Origin of the sequence: Sphingobium sp. JAI105, from assembly GCF_015752145.1 — a bacterium.
Classification (GTDB): Bacteria; Pseudomonadota; Alphaproteobacteria; order Sphingomonadales; family Sphingomonadaceae; genus Sphingobium; species Sphingobium xenophagum.
Genome location: NZ_JADOUC010000001.1, coordinates 1,246,585 through 1,262,885 on the forward strand (window position 1 = coordinate 1,246,585; position 16,301 = coordinate 1,262,885).

Below are 16,301 nucleotides of genomic sequence, written 5' to 3' on the forward strand. Positions count from 1 at the left end.
AGCGGACATTGGTTGTCCGGTTAAGAGTAGGCAATTTTCATGACGACGTCCACGTCCCGATCACCGCCGCTCATACTAGAGCGCACACCTGACTGGCACCCGGACGAGGTTCCGATGATCCCGGGGTCGCCTGCCTCGGTACGGCATACACCCGCCTTGCGGGCCGCGTATCTCACGATCGGGCTGCTGGTGACAATCACTAGCGGGCTCGGCAACGCGCTGGTTTCGGCCAATCTTCCGCAGATACAGGGTACGCTGGGCCTTACGCCAGTCGAAGGGGCATGGCTGCCCGCCGCCTATGTGATGGTCAACCTGTCCGCCAATCTGGTGCTGTTCAAGGCGCGTCAGCAGTTCGGTATCCGCCGCTTCGCGGAAATCGCGCTTGTGGCCTATCTCGCCGTGACGGCGCTTCATCTGTTCGTCGACGATTATCCGACCGCGTTGCTGGTGCGCGGAGCGTCTGGATTCGTCGGCGCGACGCTGAGTTCGCTCGGATTCTATTATGTGATGCAGGGATTTCCCAAGCATCTGCTTGGCAACTCCATCGTCGTCGCCTTCGGCCTGACGCAGCTTGCGCTGCCGTTAGCATGGCTGCTCTCGCCCGCGCTCCTCGATCTGGGCGACTGGCAGACGCTCTATCTGTTCGAGTTCGCGCTCGCCCTGTGTACGCTGGCAGCAGTGGTCGCGCTCAAGCTGCCGCCCGGCATCCGCGTCAAGGTGATCGAGCGGACCGATTTCCTGACCTTCGCATTGTTGGCGCCTGCCTTCGCGCTGATCGCGGCGGTGCTGGCGCAAGGACGGTTGCAATGGTGGAGCGAGCAGCCATGGATGGCCTGGGCGCTGATCGCCGCCATGGCTCTACTCTTCGCGGCGTTCTACATTGAACATCACCGAGTCAATCCGTTGATCCAGACGCGTTGGATCGGCACGGTCGAGGTAGCGCGCTTCGTTATCGCGTCGCTCGCCTTTCGGCTGATCCTCTCCGAACAGAGCTTCGCGGCGGCAGGGCTGTTGCGCACGCTGGGAATGGGGCCTGATCAGTTCGGGTTGTTCTACCTGGTCATCATCGCCGGTGTGTTGGCCGGGATCGCGATCGGCGCCGCAACCTTCGGACCAAAAACGATGATGCCGATGGCCATTGCTTCGATCGTCCTCGTTCTCCTCGCCAGCCTGATGGACAGCGACGCGACCAGTGATACGCGCCCGAACACCATGATGGTTAGCCAGTTCATGGTCGCGATGGCCGGCGCGCTCGTGATGGCGCCGCTGATCCTGAACGGCGTGATGGGCGCGCTGAAGCGCGGACCTGATCATATCATCACCTTCGTGATCCTTTTTACCATGACCCAAAGCGCAGGCGGGCTGATCGGCCCCGCGCTGTACGGCACGGTGCAGCAATATCGCGAGCATGAATATTCCGGTCAGATGACGAGCCACGTCGACCCGTCCGATCCGATCATCGCGCGGCGGCTCGCAATCCAGCGCCAGGTTTATGCGACGCGCGTCACCGACCCCGGGCTGGGCGCGGCGCAGGGTACTGCGCTGCTTCAGCAGGTCGCAACGCGTGAAGCCAATGTGCGCGCGTACAACGACATCTTCCGACTGAACGCAGCAATCGCGTTCATTTTTCTTCTGTGGTGTCTGTGGCGGATCAGCGTCCAGGTGCGCAACGCCCGCAACGCCCCGCCGCCTGCCGCGAAAGCAGCGGCTGGCTCCTTAATGTGAGATTTCTATGACCGATGCTGTCCAGACCCGCGATGCCGCGTCGCCCGCCACCGTACCCGACGAAGATCCTGCAACCGATGCTGGCGTGTCGGACACGCCCCCGCCGCCCAAGACGATCAAGACCAGCGGCCGCACGATGGCGATCATGGCGGTGCTGTTCCTATGCGGCCTCCTCATCATCCAGTACGCTTGGCGGATATGGCCGTTCACCAGCCCGGTGGTCACCACCGAGAACGCTTATGTTCGAGGCCAGATCACAGCGATGGCGCCGCAGGTCGCAGGCTATGTCGTGGAGGCTGATGTCCGAGATTTCGCGCATGTACGCCGGGGGCAGGTGCTGCTGCGCATCGATGACCGCATTTATCGCCAGCAGCTCGATTCCGCGCTTGCCGCGTTGCAGGTCGCGCAGGCCGAGCTGGCCAATTGGTCGCAGACAGTCGCCCAGAACCAGGCGACGCTACGAACGCGGCAGGCCGACCTTGCGCAGGCCAGCGCCAAGCGCGCGCGTGCGCAGGCGGACATCGGACGCGTCAGCGAGTTGGCCTCGCGCGGATCGGTAAGCCTACGCGAACGCGACCAGGTCCTCGCGACCGAACGAACATCGGCGGCGTCCATCGAACGGGCGCAGGCCGCGATCGAGGGGCAGCAGCAGACCATAATCGCGACGCGCGTATCGCGCGGCTCGCTGGAAGGCCGTGTCGCGCAGGCGCAGGCGCAGGTCGATCTTGCCCGCATCAACCTCGGCAATACAGTGATCCGTGCGCCACGTGATGGGCAGATCAGCGAAGCTTCGGTTCGGGTCGGGCAATATGTGCAGGCGGGATCGCAGCTGATGTTCCTCGTACCCGATCAAATTTGGGTCGTCGCCAATTACAAGGAGACACAGACGGCGCGGATGCGGTTGGGACAACCCGCAAGCTTCACCGTCGATGCGCTAGACGGGGCGCGGCTGACCGGGCGGATCGAACAGTTTGCGCCCGCGACAGGATCGGAGTTCAGCGTGCTGCGACCGGACAATGCCAGCGGCAACTTCACCAAGATCGTGCAACGGATCACCGTGCGCATTCGTATCGACTCGAACCAGCCGCTCGTCCAGCGGCTGCGTCCCGGCATGTCAGTGGTCGCGCGGGTAGACACGACGGGGGCCTCCTCCCTCAAGGAGTCGGTGCGATGATCTGCCAGCGGTTTTCTGCGGTTACCGCCTTGGTCCTCATTTCCGGCTGCATGCCCGTCAACCGCCCGCAGCCACCGCAGGCAAGCATCGCCGCGCCGTCCGGGTGGCGCGAGCAGGTCGCGGCCAGCGCCGTGCCGGTTTCGGCTGAATGGTGGCGGCAGTTTGGCGATCCTGCGCTTTCGGCTGTCGTCGAACGGGCGATCGACAACAATTCCGACGTACTGATCGCTGCGGCGCGCATAGAGGAAGCGGAAGCGCAGATGCGCCTTGCCGGTGCCGCACGGCTGCCAACGCTGGCGGTTGGTGGAGGCGCCGCCTACGATAGCTCGCCGGCAGGCGGGCAGCCACGCGAAGTTTTCGCACTCCAGCCACAGATCACGGCGAACTGGACGCTGGACCTGTTCGGGCGGCTGCGCGCTCTGACCGATGCCGCGCGTGCCCAATATGTCGCGACTGTGGCAGATCGCGATGCGGTGCGCCTTTCAATCGCGGCCGCGACGGCGCAGGCCTATGTCACACTCCTGTCGATCGACGCGCAACTGGACGTGACCCGCCAGACGCTGACCTCTCGCACCGAGGCGCGCCGGATCGCGCAGGACCGGGCTGATTTGGGCTACAGTTCCCAATTGGAGCTAACGCAGGCGCAGTCCGAGTATGAGGCAGTAGCGCAGACCCTCCCGCAACTGGAACAGGCCCGCAGGTTGCAGGAGAACAGCCTTCGGCTGCTGACAGGCGACCTGCCCGCTGCGGTGGAGCGAGGCAGGCTGGTCGCACTAACCGTACCAGCTGTTCCTTCCTTGCTACCATCGGAACTGATGCGACGGCGCCCTGATATCGCAGCCGCTGAAGCGCGGCTGGCCGCAGCCGACCGTGTCATCGCGTCACGGCGAGCCGAATTCCTGCCCGATGTGAGCCTATCCGCGTCGGGCGGCGCTCTGATCGTTGATCAAGGCGGATATGATCCAGTGTCCATCTGGAGTCTTGGAGCCAGCGTCCTTGCTCCGCTTTTCCAGGGTGGACGTTTGACCGCGCAACTCGATCAGGTCAACGCACAGCGTGACCAGGCCGCCTTGGCGTACCGTGACACGGCGTTGCGCGCTTTCGGTGAGGTCGAGAACGCGCTAACCAGCGAACGGCGACTGCGCGAGCAGATCGATCGCGCGATTGCCCGACGTGCCATCCTCCAACGCTCGCTGATCTACGCGCGCGATCGATTCCGCGTAGGCTATGCCTCCCATCTTGACGAACTGGATGCTCAACGGAACCTGTTCACGGTCGAGCTGAATGCGATCGGCGTGCGCGAGCAACAATTGAACGCGATGATCCGTCTTTGGGCGGCCCTCGGGGGTGGGTGGAAAGTTGCAGGCAGGTCAGTGCCAAGCCCGTAACTATGAGCGCTGCTTATCGGCCATGAACACAGGTTCGAGCCTGAACCACCCTTCTGGTCTCGTAGCATGAATGGAGGGGCCGTTCTCGCATAATGTCTAGATGGCTCGTAGTAGGCCATGAGAAGTGTGCGCCAGCGCTGAGAAGTCCGGGGAGATCAACTTCGCCGAAAAACACATGGCGGTCGACGGCTATCGTCTGATTTACGACACGGCAGACAGGAGCAGTCGATCCGTGACTAAGGATATCACGATGATCGAGACGGCGGATTTTTGTTGCCGCAGCAGTCGCTCGCGCTGCTGACAAAATGGTCGTCCATCTGCGCGCTATCGCAGGTGCCGATGTTCTGGTCTTCGACAGAGCCTAGCCCGGAAATCTCACGGAATTAGGTGCATCGGGGCTCTGAATCGGATAAATTTCTTCTGCAACAAAGTCTTACCGGACAGCAGAGGAGTTCCCCGATGCCGACAGAGTGTAGCGCAAAGTCATTTGAGTTTGCACGGGTAGAATCGCGGTCGGTGGTGGCGGCATTCGATGGCGGGTCGGTGACGAGCGACGCCGGGAGCCTGCTGCTGGGGGCAACCGATCGGGCGATCAGGCTGGTGGATCGGTTTGCCGGCTGCTTTGCGGATCATCGCCGGTCGGAATTGATCGAGCATGAAGTCCGAACCTTGGTGAGCCAGCGGATATTCGGGATTGCGCTGGGCTACGAGGATCTGAACGATCATGACGAGTTGCGCCATGATCCGGTGATGGCGACGTTGGTCGGCAAGCTCGAGGCGGGACGCGCGGCCTGCGCGCCGCTGGCGGGCAAGAGCACGCTCAACCGGCTGGAGCTGTCGCGGCCGGAACCGACGCGATACCACAAGATCAGCCATGATCCGGAGGCGATCGAGGATCTGTTCGTGACGCTGTTTCTGGAAGCGCACAAGAAGGCGCCAAAGCAGATCATCCTCGACCTGGACGCCACGGATGATCCGATCCACGGCCATCAGGAAGGCCGGTTCTTCCACGGCTATTATGACGGCTATTGCTACCTGCCGCTCTACATCTTCTGCGGCCGGCACCTGCTGGCGGCCAAGTTGCGCCGTTCGAACATCGACGGGGCGGCGGGCGCCTGCGAGGAGGTCGAGCGCATCATCGCGCAAATCCGTCGCTCCTGGCCGCGGACCCGCATCCTGCTGCGCGCCGACAGCGGCTTTTGCCGCGAGAAACTGATGGCGTGGTGCGAGGCGAACAAGGTCGATTATCTGTTCGGCCTCGCCAAAAACAAGCGGCTGACAGCCGAGATCGAGCCCGAACTCGCCAAAGCCACCGACGAGAGCTGCCAGACCGGCAAGCCGGCGCGGCGCTTCAAGGACTTCATGTGGAGCACGCTCGATAGCTGGAGCCGCAGGCGGCGCGTCGTCGGCAAGGCCGAAGTGACGCAGGGCGACACCAACCCGCGCTTCGTGGTCACCTCGCTCAAGGCCGGCGAGGCCAAAGCGCGCGATCTCTACGAGAAAATTTACTGCGCGCGCGGCGAGATGGAAAACCGCATCAAGGAATGCCAGGCCGATCTGTTCGCCGACCGCACCTCAACCGCCACTATGCGCGCCAACCAGTTGCGTCTGTGGTTCGCGTCAATGGCCTATGTGTTGCTGTGCGCGCTGTGTTGCTGTGCGCGCTGCGCCGCGTCGGCTTGCGCTTTACCCAGTTCGCGCGGGCCAGTTGCGGGACCATCCGTCTCAAGCTGCTCAAGATCGGCGCGCGCGTCACTGTCAGCGTCCGGCGCGTCAAGATCGCCATGGCCTCTGCCTACCCGTGGCGCGACGAATGGGAACTCGCTCACCTGGCCTTGCGAACCGCCGCGACGCGCTGACGAACCAGACAGCGCACAGTCCGAAATCCGCCATCTCGCTTAACCCGCCATCGGGAATGGCCCCGCTCGCCCCGCAACCGCCGAAAATGCTCCTTCGAGCTGCCATCTCGCATCTCGGTCGCCTTCATCGCCGCCGAAAGGCCACAAAAGCGCACCGCCAGGTCAGATCAAACGGCGGTGTGAGATTTCCGGGCTAGCCCCCGGGAGGGGCGGCTTTGGCCGCTCCTTCCCCAAACGAACGACTGGCGAAACCGTTAAAGCCGCCTCGCAGGAGAGGGTGTTCCGGCAAAATATGCGGGTAGTCGTTCGATCCATCATCGCTGAGTGGCGGTGACTCGCAGGGACTTGAAATAACCCTCCGACCCCGGCCCGACCCAAAGGCCGATGCCGCCTTTTGAGACTGGGAGCTTGAGGTCGTTGACGATCAGGGCCGGCTGCTTCGCACCGTTCACATACAGGCGTGCGGACGAACCTCTGACTATCAGTCTGAGCCGGGTCCATGCACCGGCTTCTAGATCGACGTGAGATTCATATTGCCCCGGCTGATTATTTCGCAGCTTTTCCCATGGATAGCCGGGATGCGAGATATATTGCGTGCTGTGATTACGCCGGAGCTGGTCGTCGGCCCGTCCGTTCGTAGGGCGGATGTAAATCGCCTCGAACCGCTCCAGATCGTCCGACACGCGAAATGCGATGCCGACGAAACCTCGCGCGCTTGACGTGGCATCGATGGGCTTTCCGGCGACCGAAACATCCAGCGTGAAATCCGTAAAAGCAATGCCATCCACCTTGGCGAACGTGGCATCATCGGCAGGATTGAAGGGGTCCACAGTCACAAGCGCAGCAGCGGATCCGCGATAGCGGGATGGTTTAACCGCGACATTCTTGACCGTTAGATTGTCTGCTTCCAAAGATACCAAGCCGGATGCTTCGGCAAGCGCGGTTTCAGCGTACAGCGCATTCACCGGGCACATTGCGAGAATGATCGGCGGCGTAAACAAGATTAGCCGAAGGCGTTTCATACTCTGCGATTCCGATCTCACATCCCAACCGTGCCAGTTCTTTCAAGCAATCGATTCGATCGTCGTTAGGGCGTGCCGTCCACGACAGCCTCATAAATCTGCGATCGATCCGGGCCTTCAGCGATGTGCAGCACTACCCATATGTTTGCACGTCGGGCGATCACTACCCGTATCTGGTCGTTGAAGAGACCGTCCGCCAGTCCCACCGGAGCTACCTTGCCCGAGTTGAGGATGAGTGCTCCCATATCACGTCCGCAGATGGGCCCTACGCACGAGAAGGCGATGGAAAACCCGCCCTTTCTCAACAGGTCTTCATAGTAGCGTTCGATCTGCAAAGGCGCGGTGGCCGGTTTCACGCGATAATCGATGTGCGTCACGCGCCCCTCGACCCGCTCCCTGTTGGATTGTGCCTCGGCATCGGTGATCGGGCCAGTGGGAATGACGATCTCATCGATCGAGGGCGCGCGATAACCGTCGATAACAGCGTCGGGATAACGCTGCAGTAGCGGGTGATCCGCACCGTTAATGTCTTGGGCGAGCAGCGGGGTGGCGAGGGCGAACATGGCGATCACCCCGAAGTATATTGTGGATTTCATGGGGCAATCTCTCGGATAAAGCTTTGCAAGGCCTGCCTCTACGCCGTGCAGACTGACGGTATCATCATATCGCGACAAGTCCACGCATGAAAGCATTCGCTACACGCTCCCTGAATGACTGCCTGCCTCCATAGACCGAACAGCGGAAGGTCTAAGCTGGGCGGCTGCTTTGAGATGTGCCAAGCGCTGCTTCTGGCAGCTTGGATATTCGTGCCGGTAGGTAAGTAGTCAACTGCCGCCCTTCCGCAGGTCGCAAAACGCATCGCAGTCGGCGGCCATCGCCCGTTTGCCGACGTCGGGACGGTAACGGTAATCAGGAAAAGGTATGCGCGCGATGATCGAGCAAACCGTTCTATGCTTAAGGATGTTTTGCGGAACCTTGAGCCTTGGTAAGTGCATCCTCGAAATCTGCTCTGTGTTCGGCCACTAAAGCAGGTAGAAGCTGCGGATCAACAAAGGCATTTGTCTTACCGGCTTTTCGCCGAGCCTGCCTGTCGAGAACGTCCGCCATCTCTGGATGACTGGTCAAAACGATGTCCGCGCGCATTGCGGGTATGCATCCGGTGAAGCTTGCTCTTACCCACAAGTGGTCGCGTGCGTGATTCGGCCTGCCGCGCGCCCATTGCGTGGCTGGAATCACCCATGATTCATTCTCCGGCACCTTTGGATAGTGAGGTGCCGGGATGGAACATAGCTGGGTGGACAAGGAAACGGCCGAGACCAATTTGGGTGATGCGCGGCTGAACCGACGACTTGGAGCGATGCTTGAAGCACTTGAACAGCGCCCTGGGCAATCTCTGCCGACGGCTTTTCAGGACTGGTCGAATACTAAGGCCGCCTACCGGTTCCTCTCGAACGAGAACGTGAGCGAAGACAAAATCCTGGAAGGGCATTTTGCAGCATCCGCCTTGCGCATTCAGGCAACCGAAGGTCCGATCCTCATCTTGCAGGACACCACCGAATTCAATTTCAAGCGCGCGGATCCGGATAAGATCGGATTTACGAAAAGCTCGACTGGTCGCAAGTTGAAGGATGGCCGGTTCCAGAAGTTCACGATCTGCGGCCTTCTGATGCATGTCAGCCTTGCGATTACGCCAGATGGACTGCCGTTGGGTCTCACGGCGGCGAAATTCTGGTCACGCTCCAAGTTCAAGGGAACTGCAGAGCTCAAGCGCAGGGTCAATTTGACCCGAATTCCCATCGATCAAAAGGAAAGTATCCGTTGGCTTGATAATTTGCGCCGGTCTACCGAATTGGCTGGAGAGCCGGGGCGATGTGTACATATCGGAGACCGCGAAAGCGACATTTACGAGCTTTATTGCTTGGCTGAAGAGCTCGGTACCAAATTCCTCGTGCGCAGCTGCGTCGACCGCCTGGCTCAAGATGGCAAGACGACCATCGCCCAAGTTATGGAAAGGACGCCGTGCAGCGGGACCCACGAGATCCAATTCCGCGATGCGAAAGGCAAGGAGCAGCGGGCAGTGCTATCGATACGATATGCAACAATGACGGTCCGGCCTCCAATCGGAAAACAGAAGAAATACATAAACCAAGAGCTTCAGATCATCCATGCCGAAGAACTCAATCCGCCGGAAGATCGCGAACGGATTCACTGGAAGCTTATAACTAATTTGCCTGTCAAAAACCACGCCGATGCCGTGCATAAGCTTGACTGGTACTCCAAGCGCTGGAAGATCGAGACATTCTTCCGGACCCTGAAAACCGGGTGCCGGATCGAAGAACTTCGCCTGACTACGATCAACCGCTTGGCCAATTGTATCGCCTTGTGCTGCGTCGTTGCCTGGCGCGTGTCATGGCTGACGATCCTGGCTCGTGAGGCTCCAGAGGCCACGCCTGCTGCCGTCTTCACCGAAACGGAGCGCAACCTTCTCGATAGCTCGACGCCAAAGTTGAGACGCGCGCCATCCCGCAACCTCGCATTCTATGTCAGAGCCGTCGCAAGGCTCGGAGGCTACCTGGACCGCGCGTCTGACCCACCACCCGGCACGACCGTCATATGGAGAGGAATGACGCGACTCGCCGATCTCGTTGAGGGAGCTCGAATCTCGAGGCCCCCAGCAGGCACTTGTGGGTAAGAGCAAGCCGGTGAAGGCCGCAGCTGAGGGCGGTTCACTGTTGGATTTTGTGGTTTACTTGCCGAGGAATGCCTCGACGCCCTCTTTCGCGAGGACATCGCGGAATGCCGCATCGGCATCGCGATCGGTTGGGAATAGATCGTCCCAGACCGTCGAGGTGCCGTGCTCGTTGACGACCTCGAGGGACCAACCGCGCTCGGTGGCGAGCCGCACGATGTTGATGGTCAGCCTTACGCCCGCCTGTTCGATGGACCGGCAGAGAGAGGATTCAATCAGTTCGGGTTGCGGGCCAAATTCCATGCCGTGATGCTATGAGATCACGGCTCCAGCTTCAACGCTGTTGGTTTCCAATTCCATGGGAGTAGATCGCCAAGCCGATTAGCCGGATGACCGGCGATGCGGGCGAGGACGTCGGCGAGCCAAGCCTGGGGATCGACGTCGTTGAGGCGACAGCTTTGAATGAGCGAAAACATGATGGCGGCGCGCTGACCGCCGCGATCGGAGCCGCAAAATAGCCATGCTTTCCGCCCGAGTGGCATCGCCCGTTCATTCTGCCCATGTCGGCGAAGAGCGGGAAGTTCACTATCTTTGGCATCCCTATTTCGGGCGGAAAGTAAGCGTTCGGCGGGTAGAGGAACGAGCGACCGGCAGGTTCCTTAGGGTGGAAGGCCCGTCTGGCATTGTCGTTTCAATGCCGGAGTGGATGGTGGATCCCGTCGCCTGCGCCGAGATGAGAGTCGGCCTGCCCCAAGTTGATGTCGCGGCGTTGACCGAGCTGAACGGGCTGGTCACCGCGGTGGCTGCTTCCCCAAACTCCCAACGCGATGATGGAGTCGCATGGGAGGAAGTCGATGAACAAGCACGACACGCCCGCACCGGCCTTGGGCAAACAGATGAGCCTGATATTCGAGCCCAGCAGGGTGGACGGGATGAGCGATGCGGAACGGGCGAAGGCCGTAATCACGCTCGCCCAAATTCTGATGCAGGCCGCCGGCCTCGTCGTCAAGGAGTTCGGCGATGACCGGCGCTAATCTGATCCCGGCGCAGCTGCTGAAGCGCAAGGCCGTCACCGGAGCGATACACAAAACACATGGTTTGATCCGAACCTGAGATGCCAGCGCTGCCAATGCCCATAACGGCGCAAGGCTGCCGGTTCTGATCAGCAAGGATAACACTGCCTCCGGCGTCTGGGCTGATACCACCTATCGATCCAAGAAGAACGAGACGTTCCTGGCGGATGGCATGTTCACCAGCCACATCCACCAGAAGCGAAAGCCGAGGCGACCGCTGCCCGAACGGATCGCCAGGGCCAATACCAGGCGCTCAAAGATCCGCGCGCAGGTCGAGCATGTGTTCGCCGGGTGACCTGCCCCCTCGTCAGTCCCTCGATCATAACGACAGTCTTGCGGTTAAATATGATGGCCCCTGCGCCTGCACAAGCGCGTCGGGCGTGATGCTCTCGTCCTGCTCGAACGCCCGACGCGCTTGTGCAGGCGTCCGATTTCCCAACGATGAGTGGGGCCGGACATTGTTGTAATCGTAGCGCCAGATGGCCAGCTTCCGGCGGGCATCGGCCAGGCTGTCGAACAACTCCTCGTTGAGTAGTTCATCGCGCAGCGAACCGTTGAAGGACTCGATGAACCCATTCTGCTGGGGCTTTCCCGGATCGATGTAATGCCACTCGACCTTGTTCTTGCCAGCCCATTCCAGGATCGCCCGACTGGTGAACTCGGTTCCGTAGCACATTGGGAAGCGCCGGTTCGGGAGCCGCTATGGCCCTGATGAAGACAAGGTCGCGAAGCGGCCGCAGGCTTCATCAGGGCAAGCCATGGCCGGTCAGCAGGTGTCTAAAGTGAAGTTGTCGAGACAACACTTTGGAGGCCAACCGACCATCGCATTGCCTCGCCTGAATTGCTCCTGAGTGTTGTCCAGTTGCCTCATCTAAAATGCTCCCGGCGGTGGCAGGGAGGAAACGATGAGGAAGGTGAGCATGGCAACGCGGAGAGAATTGGTTGAAGCGGTTGGCGAGCGGTATCGGGCGGCCGATCGCACGAGCAAGGGTAAGATTCTCGACGAGTTCGTCGCGGTCACGGGATTGCACCGCAAGCATGCGATGCGGATTTTGCGAGAGAAGGCGCCGTCGCGACAGACGGCGCGTCCCGAGCGCAGGATTTATACCGAGGCGGTGCGAACCGCGCTGATCCTATTGTGGGAGGCGAGCGATCGCCTCTGCGGTAAGCGGTTGCGGCCACTCATACCAATCCTGATCGAGGCCATGGAAGGCCATGGCCATCTTGACCTGGATCCGGAGATCAAGGCCAAGTTGTTGCAGGTGAGCGCAGCAACGATCGACCGGGCGTTGAAGACCGTGAGGGAAAGCAGTCCGAGGCTGCGGCGGCGGGGTGTGGCAGGATCAGAATTGAGGCGCAGCGTTCCGATCCGAACGTTCAGCGACTGGGGGGACCCGGCTCCGGGACATATGGAAGCAGACCTTGTGTCACACAGCGGGCCGATTGCGAAGGGGAGCTGGGCCTGGACGCTTACGCTGACCGATATCGCGACAGGTTGGACCGAGTGCGCACCGCTACTGGTTCGCGAACAAACGCTGTTGGTTGCCGTACTTTCCGAACTACGCAAGTTGATGCCGTTCCCGTTGCTGGGGTTCGATTCTGACAATGACAGTGTGTTCATCAATGAGACCGTACGCGACTACTGTGCCGCGACTGGGGTCACCTTTACCCGTTGCCGGCCCTATCGGAAGAACGATCAGGCCTGGGTTGAGCAAAAAAATGGCTCCGTTGTGCGTCGCCTGGTGGGATATCGTCGGTTCGAGGGACTGGAAGCGGCCAGGTCGCTGGCGGAGTTGTACGCCGCATCCCGTCTTTTTGTGAACTTCTTCCAACCTTCGTTCAAACTGGCCGAGAAGCAGCGGAACGGAGCCAGAGTGTATAAACGCTATCATGCCCCGGCGACGCCGTTCCAGCGCCTGATGGATGAGCCCCGGACCAGCGAGCAGACACGTCAGCAGCTTCGGCACATCGCTGCCGGGCTGGATCCGGTTCGGCTGCTGCGCGACATCCGCATGGCGCAGCAAAAACTGGTGATCCTCGCTGATGCGGTGGCCTCGGCGACACCGGCGGGGACAGCGTCGCCCCCGCCGCTGGATGCGTTCCTGTTGAGCCTGAGAACGTTATGGAAAAACGGCGAGGCGCGGCCTACGGCGACAGCGAGACCGCCGCAGAAACGGGGGCGTCGCCGACCAGATCCGCTGGTCCAGGTTGCCGACCAGTTGGAAACCTGGTTCGAGGAAGAACCCTGGCGCACCGGACGGGAGTTGTTGGAAAGGCTCCAGGCCGAGCAACCGGGAAATTACCCCAATGGTCTCCTTCGGACGGTCCAACGTCGGCTGAAAGGCTGGCGCACTGAAAAGGCACGTGCCCTCGTGTTCAGTCATATGCCTGCGGTAACCAGCGAAGGCACAGCAGGCACGATGGCCATGATAAGCGCTGCGTGACGGGTGGCCGCTCCGCCTCGCCTACGGCTCGGCTGCACGGCCACCCGTCACGCAAGTATCGCCATGACTGGCTATGTCCTGTAGGGAACATTTACGTGAGGCAACGATCACTCCATTCGGGAGCATTCCTCCGTGAGGCAATACGACCTCTCATCCAGATCGCCGCGCTATAGCCTTCGATCGGACGATCGAGAAAGGCCTTCACCCGCTCGTCGATCTCCACGCACAGTCGGCTGACCTGGCTCTTTGAGATCCCACTCATGCCCATGGCTTTGACCAGATCGTCCACAGAGCGGGTCGAGATCCCCTGGATATAAGCTTCCTGGATGACGGCCGTCAGTGCCTTCTCTGCCATACGGCGGGGCTCCAGAAACTCTGGAAAATATGTTCCCTTGCGCAGCTTGGGGATCCGCAGCTCGACCGTGCCTGCCCGCGTCTCCCAGTCCCGATCACGATAGCCGTTGCGCTGCGCGAGGCGCTCGGGATCCTTATCGCCATAGGCCGCGCCCGTAAGGTCGCCCACTTCCAGCTCCATCAGCCGCTGCGCGGCAAAGCCGATCATATCGCGTAGAAAATCGCCGTCGGCTGTCTTCCCAACCAGGGCGTGCAGGTCCATCTTGTCATTGGTCATCGGTGGTCTCCGTAAGTTGAGTCTCGCAACCCAAACTTATCCGAAGTTCGCCGGTGACCACCCGCGAAACTGACCGGCCGCTACAGCGCTTTATCGATGAGCGCGCGTCCGGTCAGCTTCGCTAACCCTCAAAACCTACACCACACCACTTAACGTAATCGCCACACTCGACCTCCGCTTCGTTGCGGTAGGATGTCATTGCCGCTTCGGCGCTCGGCCGGAGTCGAACGTGGAGGACGTTATGGGAGTTTTTGCAGCACTGGATGTGTCACAGGAGGAGACGGCGATTTGCCTGGTTGGGGCGGAAGGTGAGATTCTCGCGGAGGCGAAGGTGCCGACCTGCCCTGACGCGATAGCAGACTGGCTAGCGAAGCGCGCTGCGGATGTCGAACGGGTGGGAATGGAGACAGGTCCCCTTGCCGTCTGGCTCTGGAACGCGCTGACGAAGCGGCGTGTCCCGATCATTTGCCTGGATGCGCGTCACGCTAATGCGGTCCTCAAAATGATGCCAAATAAAACCGACAGACATGATGCTCGCGGCTTGGCTCAGATTGTCCGCACAGGTTGGTTCAAGGCTGCCCGGATAAAGAGTCATGAGGCCTATGTTAACCGGGCGATGCTGACAGCGCGCGATACGCTGGTTGGCATGCGTGTGAAGCTTGAAAATGAGATCAGAGGGTTGCTGAAAACGTTTGGCGTGATGTTCGGAAAACGGGTTGGGGGCTTCAAACGCCGTGCGACGGAGATCATCACAGGCGAGCTGGCAGTCGCACCGGAGCTCATACCGATCTTTGAAGCGTTGATGCACGCCCGGAGTGAAATTCTAGCCCGTATTGCCGCTCTCGATGGCAAAATCCGGGCGGTAACCAAACAGAATGGTACGGTACGTCTTTTGATGACAGCGCCGGGAGTCGGACCGATCACCGCGATGGCGGTAACTGCAGCATTCGACGACGCCGAACGCTTCAACCGATCTTCCAGCGCGGGCGCTTATCTCGGTCTGACGCCAAGGCGCTACGAATCTGGCGAAATCAGCCGGAACGGGCGCATCTCGAAAAGCGGTGACAGGTTCGCGCGAAAATGCCTGTACGAAGCAGCAAATGCGATCTTGTCTCGAAAGCTTGGCGGCCCTCGCCTGCGTGAGTGGGCACAGGCGATCGCAGGCCGAACCGGGCCTCGCAAAGCGAAAGTCGCCCTGGCCAGGAAGCTGGCGGTAACATTGCACGCAATGTGGCGTACCAACACGACCTTCCGGGAGGCGGCGATGGCCTGATCCAAATCCGAAGCAATACGCTGAACTCAAGCGCGACAGAACGCGTCCCGCTGGGACGCTTAGCGAGGGTGAGATCGTTCCCGCGAGTGCGGCACGGACCGCGCACACCACTTAGATTCACCCTACTTTGAACGCTAACATGCGGCGTCCAGCGCGACGACCCCGGAGAGAACCCTGGAGCCCAGCGCGCGTGACGAACCGCAAAGAGGTCAGCTGTTGACAGTGGTGATTAGAGAACGCGCCGGGACACGACCCGAGTGCCTATGCCGCGGAGCGCGCGAAGGCGCGCCAGCTGCCCGCCAAGTCGCCGATCGCTGGCATCTGCTTCGCAATTGCTCTGACGCATTACTCAATGTTGTGGAGCGTCGATACCGCGTGGTGCGAGAGGTCGGGAAATCCATAGCCTTGCAGGGGCCGACGCCTGCGAACTGCATATCAGGGGGGCTTCATCTGAAAAAGGCGGCGCGGCATCAGATAGAGCGGCGGCAGAGCCGCAGGGCCGTATTCGAAAAGGTTATCGAGCTGAGGCATCTGGGGTGGAGCCGGTTGGCGATCCAGCGCGAGTTGGGCGTGGATCTGAAAACCATCCGAAAGTGGCTGAAAAACGAGGCACCGGGATCATGGCAACGCACGGTATATAAGGCCAATGCAGCCGATGCGTTCGAAGCCTATCTTCGCCGGCGGGGGCACGAAGGATGCCGGAATGCCATGCCCCAGCATCGGCGCGAAGCGGGTCACGCCACATACGCTGCGCCACAGCAACGCGATGGACCTGCTGCATCACGGTGTTGATCCAGCGGTGATCGCGCTCTGGCTTGGTCACGAGAACGTCGAGACCACCCAGATCTACATTCACGCCGATGCGGATGAAGGAGAAGGCGCTCGCTCGCGTCGCTACTCCGCCCATCCCGTCAGGCCGGTTCCGACCTGCCGACCAACTCCTCGCGTTCCCTGAAGGGCTCTGATTATGCCGAACCGCCGCGCGGCCCAAGGCCAGAAAACTACCCTCAACCAGAGGTCGCG

11 protein-coding genes and 5 pseudogenes are annotated in these 16,301 nt (G+C 60.8%); 10 read left to right on the forward strand and 6 right to left on the reverse strand.

What is annotated here, in order from left to right:
- Positions 1-189: 189 nt before the first annotated feature.
- The 4 genes and pseudogenes from IWY39_RS05865 (at position 190) to IWY39_RS05880 (ending at position 6,146) form a co-directional block, all read left to right on the forward strand.
- Positions 190-1,725 (forward strand): MFS transporter, encoded by a 1,536-nt coding sequence (locus tag IWY39_RS05865; protein WP_261376126.1) that lies wholly within the window; start codon positions 190-192, stop codon positions 1,723-1,725.
- A 7-nt stretch (positions 1,726-1,732) separates the two neighbouring features.
- Positions 1,733-2,899, forward strand: a complete 1,167-nt coding sequence (locus tag IWY39_RS05870) for an HlyD family secretion protein (protein WP_196871407.1) — start codon at positions 1,733-1,735, stop codon at positions 2,897-2,899.
- A complete protein-coding gene (locus IWY39_RS05875; protein ID WP_107126492.1) occupies positions 2,896-4,287 on the forward strand; it encodes an efflux transporter outer membrane subunit in 1,392 nt (463 codons plus the stop codon). Before IWY39_RS05870 ends, IWY39_RS05875 begins: the two co-directional genes overlap by 4 nt.
- 459 nt (positions 4,288-4,746) lie before the next feature.
- Positions 4,747-6,146, forward strand: a pseudogene (locus IWY39_RS05880) (IS1380 family transposase).
- Positions 6,147-6,460: 314 nt separating this feature from the next.
- Here IWY39_RS05880 and IWY39_RS05885 read toward each other — a convergent pair.
- Together IWY39_RS05885 and IWY39_RS05890 are read right to left on the reverse strand one after the other, a co-directional pair.
- Complete coding sequence (locus IWY39_RS05885) at positions 6,461-7,168, reverse strand: hypothetical protein (RefSeq protein ID WP_196871408.1); 708 nt, start codon at positions 7,166-7,168, stop codon at positions 6,461-6,463.
- 65 nt (positions 7,169-7,233) lie between these two features.
- A complete protein-coding gene (locus IWY39_RS05890; RefSeq protein WP_145169997.1) occupies positions 7,234-7,764 on the reverse strand; it encodes a hypothetical protein in 531 nt (176 codons plus the stop codon).
- A gap of 683 nt (positions 7,765-8,447) precedes the next feature.
- Between IWY39_RS05890 and IWY39_RS05895 the strand changes: the two genes are divergently transcribed.
- Positions 8,448-9,860 (forward strand): IS4 family transposase, encoded by a 1,413-nt coding sequence (locus tag IWY39_RS05895; RefSeq protein WP_107126268.1) that lies wholly within the window; start codon positions 8,448-8,450, stop codon positions 9,858-9,860.
- Positions 9,861-9,914: 54 nt separating this feature from the next.
- On the opposite strand, the gene IWY39_RS05900 is transcribed toward IWY39_RS05895, so the two are convergent.
- Positions 9,915-10,160, reverse strand: a complete 246-nt coding sequence (locus IWY39_RS05900) for a hypothetical protein (protein ID WP_107126611.1) — start codon at positions 10,158-10,160, stop codon at positions 9,915-9,917.
- A 17-nt stretch (positions 10,161-10,177) separates the two neighbouring features.
- Positions 10,178-10,405 (reverse strand): annotated as a pseudogene (locus tag IWY39_RS05905) (transposase domain-containing protein); the annotation flags it as partial.
- Between the two features lie 306 nt (positions 10,406-10,711).
- Between IWY39_RS05905 and IWY39_RS05910 the strand changes: the two are divergent.
- Complete coding sequence (locus tag IWY39_RS05910) at positions 10,712-10,891, forward strand: hypothetical protein (RefSeq protein WP_107126613.1); 180 nt, start codon at positions 10,712-10,714, stop codon at positions 10,889-10,891.
- Between the two features lie 46 nt (positions 10,892-10,937).
- Positions 10,938-11,222 (forward strand): annotated as a pseudogene (locus IWY39_RS05915) (IS5/IS1182 family transposase); the annotation flags it as partial.
- 27 nt (positions 11,223-11,249) lie between these two features.
- On the opposite strand, the pseudogene IWY39_RS05920 reads toward IWY39_RS05915, so the two are convergent.
- Positions 11,250-11,597 (reverse strand): annotated as a pseudogene (locus IWY39_RS05920) (integrase core domain-containing protein); the annotation flags it as partial.
- 238 nt (positions 11,598-11,835) lie between these two features.
- Here IWY39_RS05920 and IWY39_RS05925 point away from each other — a divergent pair.
- Positions 11,836-13,374 (forward strand): integrase catalytic domain-containing protein, encoded by a 1,539-nt coding sequence (locus tag IWY39_RS05925; protein ID WP_107124880.1) that lies wholly within the window; start codon positions 11,836-11,838, stop codon positions 13,372-13,374.
- A gap of 151 nt (positions 13,375-13,525) precedes the next feature.
- On the opposite strand, the pseudogene IWY39_RS05930 reads toward IWY39_RS05925, so the two are convergent.
- A pseudogene (locus tag IWY39_RS05930) lies at positions 13,526-14,005 on the reverse strand (transposase); the annotation flags it as partial.
- 241 nt (positions 14,006-14,246) lie between these two features.
- Here IWY39_RS05930 and IWY39_RS05935 point away from each other — a divergent pair.
- Positions 14,247-15,278 (forward strand): IS110 family transposase, encoded by a 1,032-nt coding sequence (locus IWY39_RS05935; protein WP_196871634.1) that lies wholly within the window; start codon positions 14,247-14,249, stop codon positions 15,276-15,278.
- A 655-nt stretch (positions 15,279-15,933) separates the two neighbouring features.
- The gene (locus tag IWY39_RS05940) at positions 15,934-16,233 is read left to right on the forward strand and encodes a tyrosine-type recombinase/integrase (RefSeq protein WP_229380828.1); all 300 of its coding nucleotides are present in this window, start codon (positions 15,934-15,936) and stop codon (positions 16,231-16,233) included.
- Positions 16,234-16,301 lie beyond the last annotated feature (68 nt).

Coding starts and splice junctions, on each gene's coding strand:
- IWY39_RS05870 (WP_196871407.1), top strand. CDS start 1,733: ATGACCGATGCTGTCCAGACCCGCGATGCCGCGTCGCCCGCCACCGTA.
- IWY39_RS05910 (WP_107126613.1), top strand. CDS start 10,712: ATGAACAAGCACGACACGCCCGCACCGGCCTTGGGCAAACAGATGAGC.
- IWY39_RS05925 (WP_107124880.1), top strand. CDS start 11,836: ATGAGGAAGGTGAGCATGGCAACGCGGAGAGAATTGGTTGAAGCGGTT.
- IWY39_RS05900 (WP_107126611.1), bottom strand. CDS start 10,160: ATGGAATTTGGCCCGCAACCCGAACTGATTGAATCCTCTCTCTGCCGG.
- IWY39_RS05940 (WP_229380828.1), top strand. CDS start 15,934: ATGCGTTCGAAGCCTATCTTCGCCGGCGGGGGCACGAAGGATGCCGGA.
- IWY39_RS05890 (WP_145169997.1), bottom strand. CDS start 7,764: ATGAAATCCACAATATACTTCGGGGTGATCGCCATGTTCGCCCTCGCC.
- IWY39_RS05895 (WP_107126268.1), top strand. CDS start 8,448: ATGGAACATAGCTGGGTGGACAAGGAAACGGCCGAGACCAATTTGGGT.
- IWY39_RS05875 (WP_107126492.1), top strand. CDS start 2,896: ATGATCTGCCAGCGGTTTTCTGCGGTTACCGCCTTGGTCCTCATTTCC.
- IWY39_RS05935 (WP_196871634.1), top strand. CDS start 14,247: ATGGGAGTTTTTGCAGCACTGGATGTGTCACAGGAGGAGACGGCGATT.
- IWY39_RS05885 (WP_196871408.1), bottom strand. CDS start 7,168: ATGAAACGCCTTCGGCTAATCTTGTTTACGCCGCCGATCATTCTCGCA.